Annotated in this window: 16 protein-coding genes and 2 tRNA genes; 11 read left to right on the top strand and 7 right to left on the bottom strand. The window is 62.9% G+C overall.

The window, feature by feature from the left end; genetic code table 11:
• Nucleotides 1-6: 6 nt before the first annotated feature.
• The 4 genes from J2X24_RS11150 (at nucleotide 7) to J2X24_RS11135 (ending at nucleotide 7060) form a co-directional block, all read left to right on the top strand.
• Entirely contained in the window at nucleotides 7-762 is a 756-nt protein-coding gene (locus J2X24_RS11150; protein ID WP_209721118.1) for an ImuA family protein, read from the top strand.
• A complete protein-coding gene (locus J2X24_RS11145) occupies nucleotides 677-2194 on the top strand; it encodes a DUF6504 family protein (protein ID WP_209721115.1) in 1518 nt (505 codons plus the stop codon). The genes J2X24_RS11150 and J2X24_RS11145 overlap by 86 nt, the downstream gene beginning before the upstream one ends.
• Nucleotides 2191-5451: an error-prone DNA polymerase gene (locus J2X24_RS11140; protein WP_209721110.1), complete on the top strand. Its 3261-nt coding sequence runs from the start codon at nucleotides 2191-2193 to the stop codon at nucleotides 5449-5451. The genes J2X24_RS11145 and J2X24_RS11140 overlap by 4 nt, the downstream gene beginning before the upstream one ends.
• A 442-nt stretch (nucleotides 5452-5893) precedes the next feature.
• Nucleotides 5894-7060, top strand: coding sequence for a glycoside hydrolase family 130 protein (locus J2X24_RS11135; protein WP_209721107.1), 1167 nt, complete (start codon nucleotides 5894-5896; stop codon nucleotides 7058-7060).
• 56 nt (nucleotides 7061-7116) lie between these two features.
• Here the strand turns inward: J2X24_RS11135 and J2X24_RS11130 are convergent, their stop codons facing one another.
• Entirely contained in the window at nucleotides 7117-7692 is a 576-nt protein-coding gene (locus J2X24_RS11130) for a DUF4142 domain-containing protein (protein ID WP_209721104.1), read from the bottom strand.
• A 234-nt stretch (nucleotides 7693-7926) separates the two neighbouring features.
• On the opposite strand from J2X24_RS11130, the gene J2X24_RS11125 reads away from it, so the two are divergent.
• Both J2X24_RS11125 and J2X24_RS11120 read left to right on the top strand, forming a co-directional pair.
• Nucleotides 7927-8013 (top strand) — tRNA-Leu (locus J2X24_RS11125).
• A 587-nt stretch (nucleotides 8014-8600) separates the two neighbouring features.
• Nucleotides 8601-10022, top strand: a complete 1422-nt coding sequence (locus J2X24_RS11120) for a glycoside hydrolase family protein (RefSeq protein WP_209721101.1) — start codon at nucleotides 8601-8603, stop codon at nucleotides 10020-10022.
• Between the two features lie 178 nt (nucleotides 10023-10200).
• Here J2X24_RS11120 and J2X24_RS11115 read toward each other — a convergent pair.
• The 5 genes from J2X24_RS11115 to hemC form a co-directional block, all read right to left on the bottom strand.
• Nucleotides 10201-10276: transfer RNA gene (locus J2X24_RS11115), tRNA-Thr, on the bottom strand.
• An 87-nt stretch (nucleotides 10277-10363) separates the two neighbouring features.
• Entirely contained in the window at nucleotides 10364-11887 is a 1524-nt protein-coding gene (locus tag J2X24_RS11110; RefSeq protein WP_209721096.1) for a heme biosynthesis protein HemY, read from the bottom strand.
• Nucleotides 11884-12852, bottom strand: a complete 969-nt coding sequence (locus tag J2X24_RS11105) for a COG4223 family protein (protein WP_209721094.1) — start codon at nucleotides 12850-12852, stop codon at nucleotides 11884-11886. The genes J2X24_RS11110 and J2X24_RS11105 overlap by 4 nt, the downstream gene beginning before the upstream one ends.
• A 24-nt stretch (nucleotides 12853-12876) precedes the next feature.
• On the bottom strand, nucleotides 12877-13593 hold the full coding sequence (locus J2X24_RS11100) for a uroporphyrinogen-III synthase (RefSeq protein ID WP_209721092.1): 717 nt from the start codon (nucleotides 13591-13593) through the stop codon (nucleotides 12877-12879).
• 243 nt (nucleotides 13594-13836) lie between these two features.
• Nucleotides 13837-14775, bottom strand: a complete 939-nt coding sequence (gene hemC, locus J2X24_RS11095) for a hydroxymethylbilane synthase (protein WP_209721089.1) — start codon at nucleotides 14773-14775, stop codon at nucleotides 13837-13839.
• Between the two features lie 141 nt (nucleotides 14776-14916).
• On the opposite strand from hemC, the gene tsaD reads away from it, so the two are divergent.
• From tsaD to J2X24_RS11080, 3 genes are read left to right on the top strand one after another with little or no spacing between them, the layout of a single operon-like run.
• Nucleotides 14917-16035, top strand: a complete 1119-nt coding sequence (gene tsaD / locus J2X24_RS11090) for a tRNA (adenosine(37)-N6)-threonylcarbamoyltransferase complex transferase subunit TsaD (RefSeq protein ID WP_245344615.1) — start codon at nucleotides 14917-14919, stop codon at nucleotides 16033-16035.
• Complete coding sequence (locus J2X24_RS11085) at nucleotides 16032-17036, top strand: NAD(P)H-dependent glycerol-3-phosphate dehydrogenase (protein ID WP_209721085.1); 1005 nt, start codon at nucleotides 16032-16034, stop codon at nucleotides 17034-17036. The genes tsaD and J2X24_RS11085 overlap by 4 nt, the downstream gene beginning before the upstream one ends.
• Nucleotides 17037-18674 carry a GH35 family beta-galactosidase gene (locus tag J2X24_RS11080; protein ID WP_209721083.1) on the top strand — a complete coding sequence of 546 codons (1638 nt, stop codon included), beginning with the start codon at nucleotides 17037-17039 and terminating at the stop codon, nucleotides 18672-18674. It begins immediately after the preceding gene.
• Here J2X24_RS11080 and J2X24_RS11075 read toward each other — a convergent pair.
• On the bottom strand, nucleotides 18665-19411 hold the full coding sequence (locus J2X24_RS11075) for a hypothetical protein (protein ID WP_209721080.1): 747 nt from the start codon (nucleotides 19409-19411) through the stop codon (nucleotides 18665-18667). The two genes, J2X24_RS11080 and J2X24_RS11075, sit on opposite strands and share 10 nt — an antisense overlap.
• 104 nt (nucleotides 19412-19515) lie before the next feature.
• On the opposite strand from J2X24_RS11075, the gene J2X24_RS11070 reads away from it, so the two are divergent.
• Both J2X24_RS11070 and J2X24_RS11065 read left to right on the top strand, forming a co-directional pair.
• Nucleotides 19516-21144, top strand: coding sequence for a glycoside hydrolase family 9 protein (locus J2X24_RS11070; protein ID WP_209721077.1), 1629 nt, complete (start codon nucleotides 19516-19518; stop codon nucleotides 21142-21144).
• The gene (locus tag J2X24_RS11065; protein WP_209721074.1) at nucleotides 21141-21398 is read left to right on the top strand and encodes a hypothetical protein; all 258 of its coding nucleotides are present in this window, start codon (nucleotides 21141-21143) and stop codon (nucleotides 21396-21398) included. Before J2X24_RS11070 ends, J2X24_RS11065 begins: the two co-directional genes overlap by 4 nt.
• The last annotated feature ends 6 nt before the right edge of the window (nucleotides 21399-21404 follow it).

Genomic DNA, 21404 nt, shown 5'->3' with positions numbered 1-21404 from the left:
AGAGTAATGCCCGGGACACAGCCTGCGGACATAGATCAGCTTCGCCAGCGCATCTCAAGGCTGGAAGGGGAGCGCCGTGTCGCAGGCGTATTGCCGTTCGGACTGAACCTTATCGACAGCCGCCTGCCTGGAGGCGGGCTGGCGCTTGGGGCTCTCCATGAGATCGCCGGATCGGGAAAAGGCGCGGTCGATGGCGCGGCGGCCGGACTGTTCGCCGCCGGCATCGCCGCGCGCAGCGACGGCCTGGTGATGTGGTGCGCAAGGCCAGGCGACCTGTTCGCGCCGGGGCTGGCGCAAGGCGGGCTCCCGCCGGGACGCGTGATCCATGTCGAAGCCGATGACGATAAGGGCGTGCTGGCGGCCTGCGAAGAGGCTTTGCGCCACGGCGGGCTGGGCGCGGTTGTCGGTGAAGTCGCGCGCCTGTCTATGATCGCCTCGCGCCGGCTGCAGCTGGCCGCCGAAGGGGCGCGCACCCTGGGCCTGATGGTGCGGCGCTGGGATACGGAAAAGGCGGCCGTGCAATTCGGACTGCCAACGGCGGCGATGACGCGCTGGCGGGTGACCTCCATTCCGTCTGCCCCTCTGCCCGTGCCCGGTATCGGACGGGCGCGCTGGCGGCTGGAGCTGCTGCGTTGCAAGGGCGGACAGACCGCTGAATTCGATGTGGAGGCGTGCGATGGCCAGGGTCATCTCGCTGTATCTGCCCCGCTGGTCCACCGACCGGTTGCGGCGGCGGATGAGCGGCACCGCGCCGCCTCCTGACGTTCCGCTGATTTTGAAGGGCTCGGATGGCCGGCGCCGCGTCGTGCTGGCGGCCGACCGCGCGGCCGAGGCGGGGGGCATTCGGGTCGGTATGCCGGTGGCCAAGGCGCAGGTCCTGGTCAGCCATCTCGTCATCCACGATGCCGACCTCGATGCCGACGCGGCCGATCTGGAGACGCTGGCGCGCTGGGCTCTGCGCACCTATTCGCCATTGGTGGCCGCCGATCCGCCGGACGGCGTGGTCATGGAAATCAGCGGCGCGGCGCACCTGCACGGCGGCGAGGCGGCCTTGCTGGAAGGCCTTGTCCAGGCTTTGGCGGATAAGGGCTTTGAAGCGCGCGCCGCCATCGCCGGCACCTGGGGCGCCGCCCATGCCCTGGCGCGGTTCATTCCCAAGCCCGTCTTTATCCTGCCGAAGGATACGGGCGGCCGCGCCCTGCCGTCCCTGCCGATAGGCGCCTTGCGCTTATCCTTCGGCATGGCCGAAAGCCTGCATGTCCTGGGCTTCGAGACCGTCGGCGATCTGCTGGCTCAGCCGCGCGCGCCCCTGGTGCACCGCTTCGGCCCGCTACTGGGCCGACGGCTCGACCAGATGTTCGGCCATCTCGATGAGCCGATCGATCCGGTCGACCTGCCCGATGTCATCGAGGTCCGGCGGCGTTTCGCCGAGCCGATCGGCGCGCCCGAAACCATTGCGCGCTATACCGGCAAGCTTACGCAGCAACTGTGCGATGCGCTCGAAGACAAGGGTTGGGGCGTGAGGCAGGCGGACCTTTTGTTCACCCGCACCGACAACCGCATCGAGGCCATTCGTGTCGGCCTCGCTCAGCCCATGCGCGACGTCAAACGCCTGACGCGGCTGTTGTGCGACAAGATCGAGACCGTCGATCCGGGCTTTGGCATCGAGCATATGCGCCTGATCGCGACTGCCGCCGAGCCCTTGCCGCACAGGCAGGTCAGCGCGACCGACGATCCGGCGCCCGGCCTCGCGACCTTGCTGGATACCTTGAGCAACCGCATGGGCGCTGAACGCATCTACCGTCTGGCACCGGTCGAAAGCGACGTGCCCGAGCGCTCCATGCGCAAGATGTCCGCGCTGGGCGAGGCTTCCGAGAGCGCCTGGCCATCCCATTGGCCGCGTCCGGTGCGCCTGCTATCGAAACCGGAACGCATAGCCACCCTGGCGCAGTTGCCCGACTATCCGCCAAAGGCCTTTACCTGGCGCGGTGTCCGCCACCTGGTCATCGCCGCGGATGGTCCGGAGCGCATCTTCGGCGAATGGTGGCGGCGCGATGCCGAGATGCTGGCCGTGCGCGACTATTTCCGGGTCGAGCTGACGACAGGTGAGCGGCTGTGGATCTACCGCAGCGGCGATGGCGAGGACGACAAAACCGGCAGCCGCGAATGGTTCCTGCACGGGGTCTTCGCATGAGCCCCAATGAGACGAAAAACTATGTCGAACTCCAGGTCACGACGCATTTTTCCTTCCTGCGCGGCGCCAGTTCGTGCGATCAGCTGTTCGCCACGGCCAAGGCCCTGGGCATCAAGGCGCTGGGGGTGGTGGACCGCAATTCGCTGGCGGGCATTGTCCAGGCGCACAAGGCGGCCAGGGATTACGGCGTCCGGCTGATTGTCGGCTGCCGGCTCGACCTGCGTGACGGCACGTCGCTGCTGGTCTATCCCGCCGATCGCGCCGCCTATTCGCGCCTGTGCCGGCTGCTGTCGCTGGGCAAGGGCCGGGCGGGCAAGGGCAAGTGCCATCTCGACTGGGCTGATGTCGAAAGCTTTCACGAAGGCCTGCTCGCGATCCTTGTCCCAGACCTTGCCGATGAAGCCTGCTTGGCCAATCTGCGCCGCCTGAAGGCGCTGTTCGGCGACCGCGCTTATCTGGCCCTGACCCTGCGGCGGCGGCCCAATGATGCGCTCAGGCTGCACGACCTGGCGCAGCTGGCGGCCAGTGCGCGTGTGCCTGTGGTCGCGACCAATGACGTGCTGTTCCACAATCCGTCGCGCCGTCTGCTTCAGGACGTGCTGACCTGCATCCGCCATACCTGCACCATCGATGAGCTGGGCCATCGCCGCGAACGCTATGCCGACCGCTACCTGAAAACGCCGGACGAGATGTTGCGCTTGTTTGATCGCCACCGGGACGCCGTTGCCCGCACGCGTGAAATCATGGAGCGCTGCACTTTCGATATGGGCGAACTGGAATACCAGTATCCGGACGAGAAGTCGCATCCGCACCTGAGCCCGCAGGAAACGCTGGAAAAGTTCGTCTGGATGGGGGCGGAAGCTCGCTATGCCGCTGACAAGGGCTATCCGGACGGAACGCCTGCAACTGTGGTCGCTCAGCTGCGCAAGGAACTCGATCTGATCGGCGAGATGGGTTACGCCAACTACTTCCTGACCGTCCACGCCATCGTCCACTATGCCCGCTCGCAGGACATATTGTGCCAGGGACGCGGTTCGGCGGCCAACAGCTCGGTCTGTTATGTGCTGGGCATCACCGAGCTCGACCCCGCCAAGTACAACCTGTTGTTCGAACGGTTTATTTCAAAGAACCGCAACGAACCGCCGGATATCGACGTCGATTTTGAGCACGACCGGCGCGAGATCGTCATGCAGTGGGTCTTTGAGACCTATGGCCGCAACCACGCCGCCCTGGTCGCCGTCGTCAGCCGTTATCGCACCCGCGGGGCGCTGCGCGACGTCGGCAAGGCGATGGGTCTGCCCGAAGACGTCATCAAGACCCTGTCCCAGCAATACCGCCACTGGGCGACCGACATCGACGAACAACACCTGGACGGGCTCGACCTCAACATCGCCGACCGTCGGATGCGCCTGACCCTCTTCCTGGCGCGGCAACTGATCAATGCCCCGCGCCACCTGTCCCAGCATCCCGGCGGCTTTGTGCTGACGCGCGACCGGCTGGACGAGCTGGCTGTCATCGAGCCGGCCGCCATGGACAACCGCCAGGTCGTCGAATGGGACAAGGACGATATCGATGTGCTCAAGTTCATGAAGGTCGATTGCCTGGCGCTGGGCATGCTGACCTGCATGAAGCTGAGCTTCGATATGCTCAAAGCGCACAAGGGCATCGACATGCGGATGGCGGCTATCCCTGCCGATGACACGCCGACCTACGACATGATCTGCAAGGCCGACACGGTCGGTGTCTTCCAAATCGAATCCCGCGCCCAGATGTCGATGCTGCCGCGCCTGCGGCCGAGGGTATTTTACGACCTGGCCATCGAGGTCGCCATCGTCCGGCCGGGACCGATCCAGGGCGACATGGTCCACCCTTACCTGCGCCGGAGGGATAAAAAGGAAGATGTGGACTATCCCAATGATGAAGTGAGGGCGATCCTGGAACGCACGCATGGCGTGCCGCTGTTTCAGGAACACGCCATGCAGGTGGCGGTGGTTTGCGCCGGCTTCACGCCCGACGAAGCCGACCACGTTCGTCGCAGCCTGGCGACCTTCAAGCACACTGGTGGCGTCAAGAACTTTCGTGACAAGATGCGGCAAGGCATGCTGGACCGCGGATACGAGCCGCAATTCGCCGAACGCCTGATCAAGCAACTGGAAGGCTTTGGCTCCTATGGCTTTCCGGAAAGCCACGCCATCTCCTTCGCCATGATTGCCTATGCTTCATCGTGGATGAAATGCCACCATCCCGATGTCTTCCTGTGCGCGCTGCTCAATTCCCAGCCTATGGGTTTCTATGCGCCGGCGCAACTGGTCCGCGACGCGCGCGACCACGGCGTCGAAGTGCGGCCAGTCTGCGTCAATGCCTCGCGTTGGGACTGCACCCTGGAGCCAGACGATAAACCGGGCCAATTCGCCGTGCGGTTGGGGCTGCGCATGGTCAAGAGCCTGTCCAACGGTGAAGCCGCCACCCTGACCGCGAGCCGGGGAGAGGGGGCTTTCCGTTCGGTCGACGACGTCTGGCGGCGTAGCGGGTTGCCGGTATCGAGCCTCCTGCCGCTGGCGGAGGCCGATGCCTTCATGCCATCGCTGGGCAAGTCGCGCCGCGACGCCCTGTGGACGCTGAAGGGACTGCGCGACGCGCCCCTGCCTCTGTTCGACGCCATGGCGGCGCCTGAGCTGGATGAGCCAGCCGTCGCGCTCCGGCAGATGACGGCCGGCAGCGAGGTCGTCCAGGACTACGGCCATATCGGCCTGTCGCTGCGCAAGCATCCGCTGGCCTTTTTGCGCGGTGAGTTGAGCGGGCGCGATATCCTGACCTGCATCGCCGCCAATGCGCTCACCGACAAATCCGATGCCATCGTCGCCGGCATGGTGCTGGTGCGGCAAAGGCCGGGCACGGCCAAGAACGTCACCTTCATGACCATCGAGGACGAAACCGGCATCGTCAACGCCGTTATCTGGAGCCGCATCTACGAAGAGCAGCGCCGGCTGATCCTGACGGCGCGCATGGTGGCGATCGTCGGCCAGATCCAGAAAGAGGGCGAGGTCGTCCACCTGGTGGCCAGGCGCCTGATCGACCTGTCCGACCTGCTTGACAGCGTCAGTGAACGCGATGATGCGTTTCGGGTACCCAAGCCGCGTGGCGATGACTTCCGCCATGGTGAGCCGGGCCCCGATCCGCGCACGCTCAAACGGCGCGGCGGCAATCGCGCGGCCTCACCCCCGGTGATTCTTATTCGCTCGCGTGATTTCAAATAAAAGCATTTCCCGGCGAAGTGGCCACCGGTTCGGCGTCAGGAAATGCGACAAGCAAATAAAAGCATTTCCCGGCGAAGTGGCCACCGGTTCGGCGTCAGGAAATGCGACATAATTTAAATGGGGAAAACCACTCTCACAAATTCGTGCATTTTCTTTCACCGGAATCGAGTCTTACTCGTCTACGGCAGATAACTGCCCCATATGATCGAGGCTCAGAATGACGTACGATCCCCGCCCGGACTCGCAGGCCGGCGTCCCGCTGTTTATCCCGCTGGTGGCCAGCGGCCTGACCGGTTTTATGCTGGTTGCTTCCCTGACATTCGTGCTGTTCGGCTAAGACGCAGCCCCTGCAGCTTCCTTATATTTCCACCGCCTTCGCCCACTAAAAACTTAGGCGCGCTCCGGTATTTTCCGCGGATATTCCGGATATAGGAAGCGCATCATGCACGATGACCAAGGAAAGGCGGGCCTGCAACCGGCTTCCGCTCAAGACAACCGCTACGCCACCGACAAACTGGTCTTCACGCCCGACGATATCGATCTGTCGCGGTCTCCCCTGCGTGGACACATCGATGTCGAAACCTATGTGCTGGGGGCCTTCAATCCCGGCCTGGCCCGCCTGCCCAATGGCAATCTGCTGATGATGGTGCGTGTCGCCGAAGCCCTGCGCACGGCGATTTTCGACAACCATGTCCACGCCATCCGCTGGGATGAAGGCCGCTATGTGCTGGACGCCTGGCCGCTGGAACTGGCCAATACCGCCGACCCGCGCAAGTTCCTGCTGCACGGCGGCGGCTGGAAGATCATGGCCTTGACCTCATTGTCGTGGCTGCTGCCGGTCGAACTCACGCCCGATGGGCTGGAAGTCGTCGCCGTTCACTACGACAAGGCCGTGACGCCGCAAAATTCCTTGCAATGCTACGGCGTCGAGGATGCGCGGATTTCGAAGGTCGGCGATCGCTGGCTGATGACGACCTGCTCGGTCAGCCCGGAGCGCCATTCGACTACGCTCTATAGCTCGACCAACGGGTTCGACTGGACGTTCGAGGACATCGTGCTCGACCATCAGAACAAGGACATGCTGATCTTCGAAGGCCTTATCAACGATCAATATTTCGCCCAGACGCGGCCCTTGGGCGACCTTTATTTCGCCTATCCGCCGGGCAGCGAATGGCGCGCCGGTCCGTCGATTAACCTGGCGCATTCGAAGGACGGGCTGTTCTGGAAGCCTTACGCCAAGCCGGGTATCCGACCGCATTCCGGTACTGTGGCGACCGCGCGCATGGGCGGCGGAACGCCGCCAATCCTGACCGATGAGGGCTGGCTCAGCCTGTGGCACGGCGTCGAGCCCAAGGAGATCGTCGGCATCTATCGCACCTATTGGTCGATCATGGACAGGGACGAACCGAGCAAGATCCTGCGCACCTGCCATGCGCCGCTGCTGGAGGCCAATCCGGAACTGACCCGGCCGCTGGAACACCAGATGTATATCCGCGATGTCGTCTTCACGACCGGAATCGCCGACGGCGGGGATCATTATATTGTGGCGTCCGGCGAAGCCGACCTGGCATGTCGCATCACCCACATCCCCAAAACAGCCTTCGATTAAAAACAAAGGGCGCCGTCGTGACGACGGCGCCCTTTTTTCAGGTAGGGTATCTAGGCTTAGTGGCCTGCCGCCGACTCGGACGCTTCTTCCGAAGCCTTCGCCGAATTGGTCGCGCCGGAGTGAGTTACGTCGTCGATCGTGTCGACCTTGGCCTTGTGGCCTTCCAGCACGGGCAGGGTGGCCGCGGCAAAATCCTTCAGGGGACCGGCGGCTCCGCCATCGGAATAGTCCTTGAACAGGGCGACGGCTTCATTATGCGCGTCGGTCTGGATGTCGACATACTTGTCATCGAATTCTTCGGGCTTGGCATTGGCCAGGTCCTCGTACTTCTTTTGGTGCGCCTCATCCAGCGCGGTCGCGGGCACGACGCTGCTCTTGGCGGCGGTCAGCGCGGCCTGAAGGTCGGCGCCGGCCTTAGTGTGATCGGTGATCATGGCCTGGGCCAGGGCGCGCACCTCGGGATTCTGCGACCGTTGCAGCGCCAGTTCGCTGGTCTGGATCTCGAAAAGGTTGGCGACCGACGCCTTCGCGACGAAATCGGATGCCTTGTCATCCTTGACGGGGCCCGAACAGGCGGCGAGCGCCAGAAGGCCGGCGGCGGCGATGGACGCAAGACTTTTACGTATAAGCATGGACTTTCCCTCTCATTTTGGCGGTGTGGGGGAAGATAGGGAGCGGAATATAATATTGAGATGCGGCGGGTTCCGGTGAAAATAAAGAAGGCGCAATGGGGTTGATTTCGTGAAGATGTGGAAAATTGTCATAAGGCCTTAAAAAACCGCTCTTTCGCCGTTGACCGCCGGAAAGTTTGCCCCTATAGGTCGCCGCCTTCGGTCGCAAGACCGGACCTACCACCTAGATAGTGTGCCCAGGTGGCGGAATTGGTAGACGCGCTGGCTTCAGGTGCCAGTGGCTTAACGGCCGTGAAGGTTCGAGTCCTTTCCTGGGCACCATCTGGGTTTCCATCAGCGTCTGCTGATGTTTGAAAAATCCCTTAAAATCTGATAGTTTACGGGCTCCGGTGTCCGCCATTGTGCGCCCGTGTCCGCATGTATCTGCGCATATTGGGGTACGGATTGGGGATATAATCGCGATACCCATCTTTCAGCGCACACGGTACCCCATCATGGCCCTATCCGGTGCCGCGATCCGAAATGCCAAGTCGGCCGACAAGCCATACAAGCTGTCCGCAGTGGACTTGTCCTTCCAGTCTTCACGAGCGGCATCCGGCTTTGGCGGCTGAAATATCGTTTTGGCGACACGGAGAAGATTCTTGCCTGCTAGGGAGCAGGCAGTGCCGCCCCGCCCCGCCCCGCTCGGTATCCGTGTGTGGTAGAAGACCGGTCGGCCATATTGCGGCGCGATTTTATAGAAAATACAATTAAGCGTTGACGGCGCGAGTCCGGCCGTGCACTTTCAAGTCGGTCTGGGGGGACGCGCCGCTATATTCCGTGCACGCGCAGATGTAATCGCCGCATAGGCCGGCCTCGCCTCAAGATCCATCTCGACTGAAGATCTGTCAGCCATAATGGAGGCGAATATGTTCACCGCATTGAAAAGAACACTTGCAGCGACGTTACTCGGAAGCGTCGTCTCGCTCAGCCTGCCCTTGGCCGCCGAAGCCCAGGCTCCGTCGATAGCGGATATTATAGATAATAATCTGGCTTTTATGAAGCTGGACAAGACAAACACCAGTATTGGCGGTGCATTTGGCATGCATTTTATTTCAACGGTGAATGTCGGAGGGACAATTTACGCGTATTACATAAAATACGACCCTGCTACGTCACAATGCGGCAACCCCGGCCAGCCCCAGGGGGGCATAGGCCTGGCAACTTCGACCGATGGTGTCAATTTTGCCGATCAGGGTTTCGTGCTGCGGGCAGGTGCGGCAGGCAGTTGGGACTGCAACTTTGCAACCTTCCCCGGCGTCTGGTACGATAACGGTATATTCTATCTGGTTTATGAAGGCGCGGGCACGAATTCTCCTGGCAATATCGGATTGGCGACATCAAGCGATGGCCGAAACTTCAACAAGAACGGCATCATCCTTTCCCACCTTACAAGCGGGTGGGAGCAAACCAACATCGGCACCCCCAGCCTCTATCGCGAAAACGGCATCTGGTATCTTTTCTATCACGGCTACAACGGCCCGAACAAAAGCGTGCAGATCGGCTTGGCGTCGGGAGCAAGTCTTTACTCGCTCACGCGTTATTCAGGGAATCCGGTCATCACTACCCGGCCGGGAAGTTGGCAAGCCGGAACCGCCGGCCGCAGATCGATCCAGAAGATCGGCAGCGCGTATTACATGGTCTACGAAGGAAGTGAAGCGCCGCCCTATGATCAGGCAAAATGGGCGTCTGGTGTGGCTCGGTCTTCCAACCTGTTCCAATGGACCCAGTTCTCGCAAAATGCAATTCTGCCGCAATCGTTGGGCTTTGGTAATGACGGGCCTGATCTGGTTACTGCGGGCGGCGCAAACTACACCTATTACCGCGCGGGTGGCGGGACGCGTCGCGCCATGTTCGCGTCCGACACGTTTGGAGGCTTTGATACCCAATGGGGTATGCAATCGCCTGGAATTGGCCATGTCATTGGACGGCTTGAGGCGGATGGCGGATGGTCGACGATCGTTACGGACGGTCAGGATTTTGTCCAATACGGCCCTTATACGACGACCATTCCTAAGGGAGACAACATCGCGACCTGGAAGCTGATGCTTGACAATACGACGAATGACAATATCCCGGTTCTTCGTCTCGAAGTTGTTGATGCCAGCACCGGCGGCACAATTCTTACACAGAGGACGGTCACCCGGAAGCAATTTAAGCAGCCGTTCCGTTACGAATATTTTTCCCTGCCGTTTACCCTGGATGCTTCGCGGGAAGGGCATATGATTGAACTGCGTGTTTGGTCACTTGGCGTGTCGTATATTAAAATCAAGACGGTCGGGATCAGCTAAAGCGTTCTGTGGTGACCCTGGCCAAACCTCTGACATTGGTCAGGTGTTCACGTAGATTTAGAAGGGCGGCCAGTTATGGGCCGCCCTTTTTGTTGCGAGCGTGAGCGCTGCGCAAACATGTTTCGTTCCATCGGCGCAATTGTGCTAATCGCCGCAAGTTGCAAACTTGTAGGGAAAGTGGTGCCGCTTAGGTGACTCGAACACCTGACCCCCTCATTACGAATGAGGTGCTCTACCGGCTGAGCTAAAGCGGCCCGGAAATACGCGAAGGCCCAAAGTGGCTCGCGGACAGGGGCGTGTCTTTACACAACTGCATACGCCTTGCCAAGGGCAAATCGTTCTTATTTCACAGCCTTTGGCGCGCGCGCCTTGCGGACCGGCTTGGTTTTGACGGCTTCGGTCTCGTCCAGGTCCTGGCCGGTAATGGCCGCGTCGAAACCGCCGGGATCATCAGGCACCGGCACGGGGCCTGAACGCTTCTGCGCCGCCTTGATGAACGGCATGGACGGCACGTAGCGCGAAGGCAGGTCGGGTAGTTCCGGCAGGCCCTTTTCGCCGCGCTCGAAGCGCGGGTGGACGAGGGTCGCCTTGCCGGCGAAGGTCAGGATCAGGTTCGACCAGTCGGCGGCGCCGTATTCAAAGGCGCGGCCTTCGGCATCGATATCCGACCATTCCGGATCGGACTTGGCCATGGTGGCACGCGCCGCCCAGGCACGTGCCGTGTCCATGTCCTGAAGCGCCGAGGCGCCACGCGCCAGCACGGCACAGCCGCGTTTGGTCAGGCTGTCGGGCGTGCTGTCGTTTTCCAGTGCCTTGACGGCATCAACGATGTCCTGGCGGATGCCGGTCAAAAGCGCGCGTTCGACCTGGAGGATACGGCTTTCGCGGTGTTTCGGATTGCGGTCGATCAGGCCTTGCAGGCGGCGCGCGCGCTCACGCGGCGTCTCGTCCGAAACCAGGTCGCGATAGCTGAGCCACAGGGCGGGGTGCGGGCTGGCGGCCCAAGCGGCTTCCAGCACGTCCTCGGCGCGGCCGAGCTTGTTGGCCTTGCACAGCAGGCGCGAGGCGATGATGGCGGCCGGCGTAAACTGCGGCTGCAGCTTCGCGGCGCGGACGGCGTAGTCGAGCGCCTGGGTCTCGTCGCTGGCTTCGATGCCGGCGGCCGAAGCGGCCATCAGCGACGCCTTGGCGCGTTCGGAGAAGATGGGCGAGATCAGTTTGCGTGTAAGCGCCCCCTCGATCAGGGCCAGGGCTTCGGACCATTCGCCGGCTTCCAGGCGCGCTTCGAACAGGGTCTCGAATGCCCACATGGCGGGCTTGGACTGGCTGTAGGCCTCGGTCGCCAGCTTGACGGCCTCGACCTTGTCGCCCTGGCTGTGCGCCAGTTGCATTAGGCCCTTGAGCCCCGCCAGCTTCAGTTCCGGCACGCTCAGCATGGCGGTGTAGGCAGCGCGCGTCGCGGTCACGTCGCCCGAGGCTTCGGCGGCCATAGCGGTCAGGATGCGAACGAGGGCGACATTGTCGCACAGGTCCAACGCCTTGACGGCGTTGCGGCGCGCCTCATTGCCGTCACCGGCGGCGACGCTTAAGAATCCGCGCGTCAGGACTTCGTCGCCCTGGCGGCGGCGCGTTTCGGCGCGGGCGCGTTCGGCGCGTTGCGGCGAACGCGACAGCCACAAGGCCAGGTTCCAGAAGCAGACGGCGCAGAAGGCCAGGACGCCGATAATACTGACGGCGGCCGCCGCCGATGTGTCGATGCGGTAGTTGAGCCAGGTCAGGCTTGCCACACCGGCGTCGCCGAGCAAGCCGATGCCGGTCGTAACGAGGACGGTGATGCCGAGCAGGATAAGGAGGGTGCGGATCACAGCGCGGCTCCGGTATCGGAGGCCTTGGCAAGCTTTTGCAGGGTCAGCTGCGTCAGGCGCAGCGTCGTGCCATCGACGAGCGCGCGCGCGCGCGCCTTGTCGAGCCACGGCTTGAGCGCCTTCTGGCCTTCCGGCGGCAGGGTGTCGAGATAGGCGAGCGCGCCCTTCAGGTCGCCCTGGTTCAGGCGGGTTTCGGCGCGGACCAGAATGGCCTGGACGCCCTTGCCGTTGAGATTGTCGGTGCGGCGGACCGAAATGAAGGAGCCCAGGGCGTGGCGGGCACGGTCGAACAGGCTGGCCTCATCTCCGGCGGCCTTGGCGGCGATGTTAGCCTTGGCGGCGGCCTGCGGGAATTCGATGGCCAGCTGGGTTTCGGACGGCACGCCGCGTTCAGCGACGGCGCGCAGGGGCGCGGTCAGGGCCGGATCGTCGAAGGCGGGCTCAACGGCGGCCAGTTCGTTCAGGAAGGGTTCTGAGGAATGCGCCTTCAGTTGCAGGGCCGCGGCGGCATTGGCGGCGGCGGCGGCGCGGGCCAGCGCCCGCTGATTGGCTTCGAGACGGTCGAGGCGCTGCGACAGCTGGGTCAGCAGGGCCGGGTCGGTGTAGGTTGGAACAGGCGCGGTTACCGTCGGCGCCGTGGGATCGGGCGTTACGGCTGGCGTATTCAGGCGGCTTTGCAGGGCGATAATCTGGCTCTGCAACTGGGCGATCTGGGCGTCCTTGCTGGACGTCGCGGCAACAACAGGTGCCTGGGCGGCGACTTTGGTCTGGTTGAGCTTCCAGGCAAAGGCGGCGACCAGGATGATGAACATCAGGGCCAGCGGAATGGCGAACAGGATGAACATGCGCGTCGCCGCCGCGGTCGGGCTTTGCTGCGGCTTTCCGTAGGACATGTCCGAAGCGTTCAGGCCGCTTTCGGAATAGGTTTCGGTCTGCGGGGCGGCTGTGTTCAGCGGCTCGTTCATGCGCGTCGTCCTATCGGGGACAGATCAGCATGCGTCCCCGTCGATCAGTTTTAACATGGAAGGCTCCTCCGGTAACGGAGAAATCCGCTTTTTCACCCCCGCGAGCAGATACTTGTCCTGCGTCTCGATGGCGCCCGCAAACCCCTGCCATGCCTTTTCAGAAATACAGATAAAGCATGAATTGGTGAAGGCAAACTTACGGCTAATGAGATGTGAAGCCAGGGTCTGGCCGCCGCGCGCCGAATGGATCAGGATGTGGGTGACGCGGCTGAGGTCGGCGTCGGACAGGGCCGGGGTGGTGACCACGGTTTCATAGACGGCGATGTGGTGGACGGTGAAACCTTCAGCCCACATCCAGGCGGCGAGAGGCGCCGAGGGTTCGCGCGGGGCGGCATAGAGAAAGCGTGTGCTGCGTGGGGCTTCCGATTTCAGTTTTTCGAAGAGTGCAGGGGCGTCGCCGCCAGCGCTTGTCACTTGGGTGAAGCCGTGGGTTTTGGCGGCTTCGGCGGTGGCGTCGCCGACGCACCAGACGGGCAGATCACGCCGATCCGACAGGCGGGTAAAGGCGGATACGCCGTTGCGGCTGGTAAAGATAAGGGCGTCATAGGTGAGGGCGGTTAAGTCGGCGTCGATCGGCTGCACGGCAAGCAGCGGGGCGAGCAGGGCTTCATGGCCCATGGCTTCGACGGCGGCGGTGGTGCTTTCGCCGTTGGTGCGGGTGATCCAGACGACCTTTTTCATGCAGGCAAAGGCCCCCACCCCCATTCGCTCCGCTTATGGTCCCCCTCCCCGTTCGCACTGGGCGTGTTGATATATTTGCGCCGCTCATGGGGAGGAATAAGAAGCGGAACAACTTCGGTTACTCCTCCCCAGCCTCGCCGGCAGGCAGAGCCCCGCGGCTGTGTCAGCGCGTTCGATGCGAGCGGGGAAGGGGACCGCACGATGCGGAGCTGAGATGCGGTGGTGGGGGCCAATTGTCCGCCCTTACGCAACGATCAGGTCTGGGCCGGCTTCGGCCTTGATCTCAAAGCCCAGCCGCAGGCCCAGTTCGCGGGCGGTTTGAGGCGTCACTTGCGAAAACGTTTCGCGCCGCTGCCAGCGCTTGCTGCCGTCTGCGCTCAGGGCTTCGACAAATAGCGATAAGGTGCCGTCCGTGACCTTGCCGGTTGCTCCGACCGCCGTGCGGCACGACGCTTCGAGCGCTTCCAACGCCCCGCGTTCGGCCTGGATGGCGACGAAGGTCTCTTCGTGATGCAGGCGTTTCATCCAGTCCTTGCCCACATCCCCGGTGCGGCACTGGATGGCCAGGGCGCCCTGACCCGGCGCGTGGGCATAGGCGTCAGCGTCGATATAGCTGCGGATCTCCTGGCTTAGCCCCAGGCGGTTGAGCCCGGCCGCCGCCAGCAACAGGGCATCGCAGTCGCCGGCTTTAAGCTTGTTAAGGCGCGTATCGACATTGCCGCGCACCATGACGACTTCGAGGTCCGGCCGGCAGCTCAGGGCTTGGGCCTGGCGGCGCATCGAGGCGGTGCCCAGTTTCGCACCCCTGGGCAGGTCGGCGAGGCTGGCATAGTTGGGGCTCAGGAAAGCATCTCGCGGGTCCTCGCGCACCGGGATGACGCAGATCGTCAGGCCTGGAACCTCGTGTGCCGGCACGTCCTTGAGTGAATGAACGGCGATATCGACATCGCCGCGTAGGAGCGCCTCTTCGATTTCCTTGGTGAACAAGGCTTTGCCGCCGGCTTCGATCAGGCGGCGGTCCTGGATGCGGTCGCCGGTCGTGGTGATCACGGTCAGTGGCGCGATGGCGTCGGCGTCGGCCGGGTCGTCGCCCATGGCGGCGACGATCTGGCGCTGGACCCAGCCACATTGGGTCAGGGCCAGTTTCGAGCCGCGCGTACCGATTTTCAGTTTGATAGTCATCCTGTCCGTCTAGCATTTTCACAAGCAGGTTCAATGCAAAAGGCTTGACGGGAGGCTTTGTCGCAGGTGTTAGGAAGTAAGAGCCCCCACCACCATTGGCTCCGCCAATGGTCCCCCTCCCCATTTCATGGGGAGGAGTAGATGAGTCCCATGTCCCAAACCCTTACCGTTCTTGGCATCGAATCGAGCTGCGACGAAACCGCGGTCGCCGTCGTGCGGCGCGATTCCGACGGCCGCGTCGAGGTCTTGTCGAGCGTCATCCATTCCCAGGTCGTTCAGCATGCCGCATTCGGTGGCGTCGTGCCGGAAATCGCCGCGCGCAGCCACGTCGAAACCATCGACGCCATGGCGCGCCGGGCGCTGAGCGAAGCCGGTGATGCGAAGATCGATGCGGTGGCGGCGACGGCCGGCCCCGGACTGATCGGCGGCGTCATGGTGGGGTTGAGCTTCGCCAAGGGTTACGCTTTGGCCAACGACCTGCCGCTGGTGCCGGTCAACCATCTCGAAGGCCACGCCCTGTCGGCGCGCCTGACGGAGGATGTCCGCTTTCCCTTCCTGCTGTTGCTGGTGTCCGGCGGCCACTGCCAGTTGCTGTCGGTGCGCGATGTCGGCGACTATGAGCGCCTGGGCACGACGATCGACGATGCCGCCGGTGAGGCGTTCGACAAGATCGCCAAGGTGCTGGGGCTCGGTTATCCCGGTGGTCCGGCGCTGGAACGCGAAGCCAGGAAGGGTGACGCCACGCGCTTTGTCCTGCCGCGCGCGCTGCTGGGCCGCAAGGACTGTGCTTTTTCGTTTTCGGGCCTGAAGACCGCCGCCGCCAAGATCGCCCACGAGGAAGTCAAGACCGAACAGGACCGCGCCGACCTGTGCGCTTCGGTCCAGGCCGCGATCACGCGGCAACTGGTCGAACGCTCCGACCGCGCCCAGAAACAGTTCAGGGAACAGATCGACGTTACAACGCCCGACTTTGTCGTCGCCGGCGGTGTTGCGGCCAATACCGCCGTCCGTGAGGCGCTTCAGGCCCTCTGCAAAAAGAACGGCTTCACATTCGTGGCCCCGCCGTTGAAATATTGCACGGATAATGCAGCAATGATCGCCTTGGCCGGGCTTGAACATTTCGCGAAGCGGGGCAGTATGCCACGCGACGCAAGCGCCGACATGGCCGCGCTCGCCCGGCCACGCTGGCCGCTGGACGAGGCGCGGGCGATGGAATCGCCGATATACAAGACGCAGGGTAGAAAAGGGGCCAAGGCATGACGCAGCAGTACCGGCGCATCGGGGTGATCGGCGCGGGCGCGTGGGGCACGGCCCTGGCGCAGGTCGTCACTCTAGGCGGCAATGCCGTCACCCTGCACGCCCGTGAGCCGGAAGTCGTCGCCGCAATCCGCGAGACGCGCGAAAACAGTCTGTACCTCGGCGGTGTCAAACTTTCCGAAAGCGTGACGGCGACCAATGACCTGGCCGACCTCGCAGACTGCGACCTGATCCTGGCCGTGCCGCCGGCCCAGCATATGCGCGCGACGCTGAACGCCTTCAAACCCTATGCCCGAGCCGGCCTGCCGGTCGTGCTGTGCTCCAAGGGCGTGGAACGGGGCAGTGACGCCCTCATGACCGAGGTGTTGGACGCTGTTCTGCCTGAGGCCTGTCCGGCTGTGCTGGCCGGGCCGAACTTTGCCCGCGAAGTCGCCATGGGTCTGCCCAGCGCGGTGACCATCGCCTCGCAGAACGAAGAGGTCGCCGCGCGAATCGCCGCGACCATCGCCGGCCCCAGCTTCCGGCCTTATCTCTCCACCGACCTGATCGGCGCCGAAGCCGGTGGCGCCATCAAGAACGTCGTCGCTATCGCCTGCGGTATTAGCGAAGGCAAGGGCCTGGGCAAGAACGCCCACGCCGCCCTGATCACGCGCGGCTTTGCCGAAATGACGCGCCTGGCCATCTCCATGGGCGCCAAGCCCGAGACCATGACCGGCCTGTGCGGTATGGGCGACCTGGTGCTGACCTGCTCGTCGCCGCAGTCGCGCAATATGAGCGTCGGCCTGGCGCTGGGCCAGGGACAGACCCTGGCGGAATTCCTGAAAGACAAGGTGTCGGTCGCCGAAGGCGTCGAATCGGCGCCGGCCGTGGTCGATCTCGGCAAGCGCCAGGGGGTGGACCTGCCGCTCTGTAACGCGGTGGCGGCCGTGCTTAATGGCGCGATCAGCGTCGATGACGCTATCGGTCTTCTGATGTCGCGTCCGATCAAGGTGGAGAAGGCATAAATGCTGCGCAATATCCTGTTGGCGACGGTTTGCGGTTTGGCTTTGGGCGGCGCGGCTGTGGCGCAGGATATACCGCGCCTTGAAAAGCAGGGCACTGCGGCGCAGTTGTTTGTGCATGACAAGCCCTTCCTGATGCTGGGCGGAGAGCTCGGCAATTCGACGGCGTCGGACCCGGCGCATTTGGCGACCCACTGGCCGGTCCTGACGAAGGCAGGCCTGAACACCGTGCTGGCGCCGGTCGAATGGGACCAGATCGAGCCGCAGCAGGGCCGTTTCGACTTTTCGGTCATCGACGCCGTCATCGAACAGGCGCGCGCCAACAACACCAAACTCGTGTTGTTGTGGTTTGGTGCCTGGAAGAACTCGATGTCGACCTACGCGCCGGCCTGGATCAAGCATGACTCCAAGACTTATAGCCGCGCCCGCGACGAAAACGGCGTGGCGCAGGATATCCTGAGCGCCTTCGACAAGGACAATCTCGACGCCGACAAGAAGGCGTTCGCGGCGCTTCTGGCGCACCTGAAAACCGTCGATCGCGACCATACAGTGGTCATGATCCAGATCGAGAACGAGATCGGCATGCTGCCGTCGGCGCGCGATCATTCCGCCGAAGCCGACAAGGCTTTCAAGGCGCCAGTGCCGCCGGCTTTGATGACCGCCGTGCAGCAGCGCAAGGGCGATCTGACGCCGGAATTGAAAGCCCTGTGGGACGCCAATGGGAATAAAACCAAGGGCACGTGGGCCGAGGTCTTCGGCGATGCGCCACAGGGCCGCGAAGTCTTCCAGGCCTGGGGCTATGCCGTCTTCACCAACGAACTGACCCTGGCCGGCAAGGCCGCCTACCCGCTGCCCATGTACGTCAATGCCGCGCTGAATGCACCGGGCAAATTGCCGGGCCAGTATCCGTCGGCCGGGCCTTTGCCGCACCTGTTCGACATCTGGAAGATCGGCGCGCCGGCGGTCGATTTCCTGGCCATCGACAGTTATTGGCCGGACTTTGTCGGCTGGGCGCGCAAGTTCCGTCGCGACGACAATCCTTTGTTCGTGCCCGAAGCCAACCACGCCGGCCGGCCGGAAGCCGCCGCCAATGCCTTCTTTGTCTTTGGTGAGCTGGACGCCATGGGCTTCTCACCGTTCTCGATCGAGGACCTGCCCGACAACGATCCTTTGATTGGCGCCTACGCAGTGCTGGACCAGTTGACGCCGCTGATGATCGAGCATCAGGGCAAGACCGGCAAGGCGCGAACCATGCGCGGCTTCAAGCCGCCGATCGCCTATGACGGCACGGTCGATCAGACGCCGCAGAGCTTCAACCTCGGCAGTTATCGCTTTACCGTCACCTTTGTCGATCCGTGGACGCCCAAGGACAAGCAGACTCCAGCCAATCATGGCGGGCTGATAATCCAGACCGGCAAGGATGAATTCATCGTCGCCGGCACCGGCGTGACCGTCACTTTCGCCGACGCATCCGGCAAGGCGCAGGTCGGCATGGAGCAGGTCATCGAAGGCGGCTACAAGGACGGCCTGTTCCTCGAAGGACGGTGGCTCAACGGCGACCAGACGCACCAGGGCCGCCACCTGCGCCTGCCGCCGGGTCAGAGCGGCATCCAGCGCCTGAAGCTCTATCGTTACGACTGACGCAGGTACGTGCCGGTGAAACGCGGATCGGCGATCTGATGCAGAAGGATGGCCAGCAGCATACCTGCGCCGGCGATCAGCACCGGCAGGGCGCGTGCATCCAAGGTTCCGGTTACAAGCACCTGCACACCGCTGAAACTCAGCCAGCTGAAGGTGCAAAACAACATAAGGATCTTGCCCCAGCCGTAGGGCCGCAGGAACAGCAGGACGAACATGCCGCAGAGCAGGATCATGAAGCCTGCGGTAAAATATCTGACCAGATCCAGCATCATACGGAAATCGGTCGGCAGGTCGGCGACCGTAATGCCGCCCTGCGCAAAGATGAGGTCAACGCTACTGTCCGATAAGGTCCAGATGCCGACCGTAATGACAGCTGTAATCGCCATGAGATAGGCCAGCCTTAAGGATAGGATCTGCCAGCCCTTGCCCCGGGGGCCATCGCCAGCGGGCTTCGGGCCGCGTTCAGCGATCTCTTCGTCGGTCGGGGACTTGCCGAAACGCCAGAACCACAGCACGTAGAGCGCGCCGAGCGGCAGGCCGATGCTGAGGGCGACATTGTCATCGACCTGCCAGGAAAAGGTGAAGGAAACCAGGCTCAGCAGGACCCAGAGCCATTTGCGCAGGAACTTTGGCGAACCAAAGATGACCAACAGCGCTGCGATCCACACGGCAAGCCCTGCTGCAAGAACAGCATAAATCCACGGATTGGCGTTCAGAAAGTCGAAGAGTGTTTGCATGATGTCCCCCGCAGGTCGAATGTCGATTTGTCACGGGTCTAAGTCAAGCGGCTTGCCGATCACATCACTGGGCTGATAGCCTCAGGAAAAACGGGTGAGGGCGTATGGGACTGAAAGCACTTTTGTTGGCGGGGATTTGCACCGTTGGTCTGACCGCGCCCGCGCTGGCGCAGGACGATGTGCCGCCGACGCCATTTATTGTGGTGGATCAGTTTGGCTATCTGCCTGATGCGCAGAAGGTCGCCGTCATCCGCGATCCGGAAACCGGCTTCGATGACGGCTGGGATTTCGGACCGGGCGCCACCTATCAGGTGATCGATACCAGGACCCAGGCCATGGTCTTCGAAGGCAAGCCGGTCAAATGGAACAACGGCGCTGTCGATCCGTCATCGGGTGACCGCGCCTGGCAGTTCGACTTTTCCGCCGTCACGTCGCCGGGCAGCTACGTCGTCCGCGATGTGCAGTCGGCCTATGATTCCGTGGCCTTCGATATCGCGCCCAATCTGTACAAGCCTTTGCTAGTGCAGGCGGTCCGCACCTTCTTCTATCAGCGCGCGGGGTTCGCCAAGGACGCCCGGTTCGCGGGCGAGGGCTGGGCTGATGGCGCATCGCACATCGGGCCGGGGCAGGATTCGGAAGCCACCCTCCACAGCCGCAAGAGCGATAAATCGACGCGCCGGAACCTGAGCGGCGGTTGGTACGACGCCGGTGACTATAACAAATATACCAGCTGGACCGCCTCCTATGTCGTGACGCTGCTCGGCGCCTACGAAGACAATCCGGCTGCCTTCAGCGACGATTTCAATATTCCGGAATCCGGGAACGGTGTCTCCGACCTACTCGATGAAGTGAAGTTCGGCCTCGACTGGCTGGTACGGATGCAGGACGAGGACGGCGGCGTGCTATCGATCGTCGCCCTGTCGCACGCCAGCCCGCCATCGTCGGCGACCGGCCACAGCTATTACGGTCCGGCGACGACTTCGGCGTCTTACGCCGCGGCTTCGGCCTTCGCCTATGGCGCCAGCGTCTATGGCCGCGATCCGCGCTTCGCCGACTACGCCGCCGACCTGAAGCGCCGCGCCGCCCGTGCCTGGGCGTGGGCCGAGGCCCATCCGAACGCGACCTTCTACAACAACGACGCGCGCGACAAATCCGAAGGCATCGGTGCCGGCCAGCAGGAAACCGACGGCCGCGGCCGGGCTGCGAAGGCGCTGACGGCGGCCGTCTATCTCTATGGCCTGACGGGCGAGGCTATGTATCGCGACCATGTCGACAGCCACTATCGCGAAGCCCAGATGATGCGCGAAGGCTATAATCTCGACTTTGCCTATACCGACAATGCGCCACTGCTCGACTATGCGCGCATGCCGGGCGCCACGACGTCCGTGGTTGCCGATATCCGCCGCGCGTTTGCCGATGGTTTCGAACTGGCCGGCTGGGGCGAACGCGACAAAGACCCTTATCGGGCGCACATCTCGGCCTACACCTGGGGATCAAGCGCCACCAAGTCGGTCCATGGCAGCATTTTCGCTGAAATCGGCCGTCTCGACGGGGGCAAACACAGCAAGTCCGAGGCAATGGAGGCGGCCGAGGGCTATCTGCACTATCTCCACGGCGTCAATCCGCTCGGCAAGGTCTATCTGAGCAATATGAAGGCGTTCGGCGCGGAAAACTCCGTCGACCGCTTTTATCACAGCTGGTTCGCGCATGGCTCCAGCCGCTGGGCAGCGTGACAAAGTCGAAATACGGTCCGCCGCCGGGCTTTGTCGTCGGCGGCGCCAATCCGGCCTACACCTGGGATGAACGTTGTCCAGGCGTGTCGCCACAATGCGGCAAGGCGCCTCTGTCACCGCCTTTCGGCCAGCCGGCGCAAAAGGCCTATGCCGATTTCAACGATAGCTGGCCGGTCAATTCCTGGCAGGTGACGGAGAACTCCGGTGCCTATCAGACGGCCTATATCCGTCTGCTGGCGCGGTTCGTCAGATAAGGCGTC

It is taken from the genome of Asticcacaulis solisilvae (genome assembly GCF_017875235.1).
GTDB classification, from domain to species: domain Bacteria; phylum Pseudomonadota; class Alphaproteobacteria; order Caulobacterales; family Caulobacteraceae; genus Asticcacaulis; species Asticcacaulis solisilvae_A.
The sequence above is the reverse complement of the archived record's forward strand: the minus strand, read 5'-3'. Positions and strand labels throughout refer to the sequence as shown.

Excerpts from the sequence above, each read along its gene's own strand:
- J2X24_RS11150 (WP_209721118.1), top strand. The coding sequence starts at position 7 with ATGCCCGGGACACAGCCTGCGGACATAGATCAGCTTCGCCAGCGCATC.
- J2X24_RS11145 (WP_209721115.1), top strand. The coding sequence starts at position 677 with ATGGCCAGGGTCATCTCGCTGTATCTGCCCCGCTGGTCCACCGACCGG.
- J2X24_RS11140 (WP_209721110.1), top strand. The coding sequence starts at position 2,191 with ATGAGCCCCAATGAGACGAAAAACTATGTCGAACTCCAGGTCACGACG.
- J2X24_RS11135 (WP_209721107.1), top strand. The coding sequence starts at position 5,894 with ATGCACGATGACCAAGGAAAGGCGGGCCTGCAACCGGCTTCCGCTCAA.
- J2X24_RS11130 (WP_209721104.1), bottom strand. The coding sequence starts at position 7,692 with ATGCTTATACGTAAAAGTCTTGCGTCCATCGCCGCCGCCGGCCTTCTG.
- J2X24_RS11120 (WP_209721101.1), top strand. The coding sequence starts at position 8,601 with ATGTTCACCGCATTGAAAAGAACACTTGCAGCGACGTTACTCGGAAGC.
- J2X24_RS11105 (WP_209721094.1), bottom strand. The coding sequence starts at position 12,852 with ATGAACGAGCCGCTGAACACAGCCGCCCCGCAGACCGAAACCTATTCC.
- J2X24_RS11100 (WP_209721092.1), bottom strand. The coding sequence starts at position 13,593 with ATGAAAAAGGTCGTCTGGATCACCCGCACCAACGGCGAAAGCACCACC.
- hemC (WP_209721089.1), bottom strand. The coding sequence starts at position 14,775 with ATGACTATCAAACTGAAAATCGGTACGCGCGGCTCGAAACTGGCCCTG.
- tsaD (WP_245344615.1), top strand. The coding sequence starts at position 14,917 with ATGAGTCCCATGTCCCAAACCCTTACCGTTCTTGGCATCGAATCGAGC.
- J2X24_RS11085 (WP_209721085.1), top strand. The coding sequence starts at position 16,032 with ATGACGCAGCAGTACCGGCGCATCGGGGTGATCGGCGCGGGCGCGTGG.
- J2X24_RS11080 (WP_209721083.1), top strand. The coding sequence starts at position 17,037 with ATGCTGCGCAATATCCTGTTGGCGACGGTTTGCGGTTTGGCTTTGGGC.
- J2X24_RS11075 (WP_209721080.1), bottom strand. The coding sequence starts at position 19,411 with ATGCAAACACTCTTCGACTTTCTGAACGCCAATCCGTGGATTTATGCT.
- J2X24_RS11070 (WP_209721077.1), top strand. The coding sequence starts at position 19,516 with ATGGGACTGAAAGCACTTTTGTTGGCGGGGATTTGCACCGTTGGTCTG.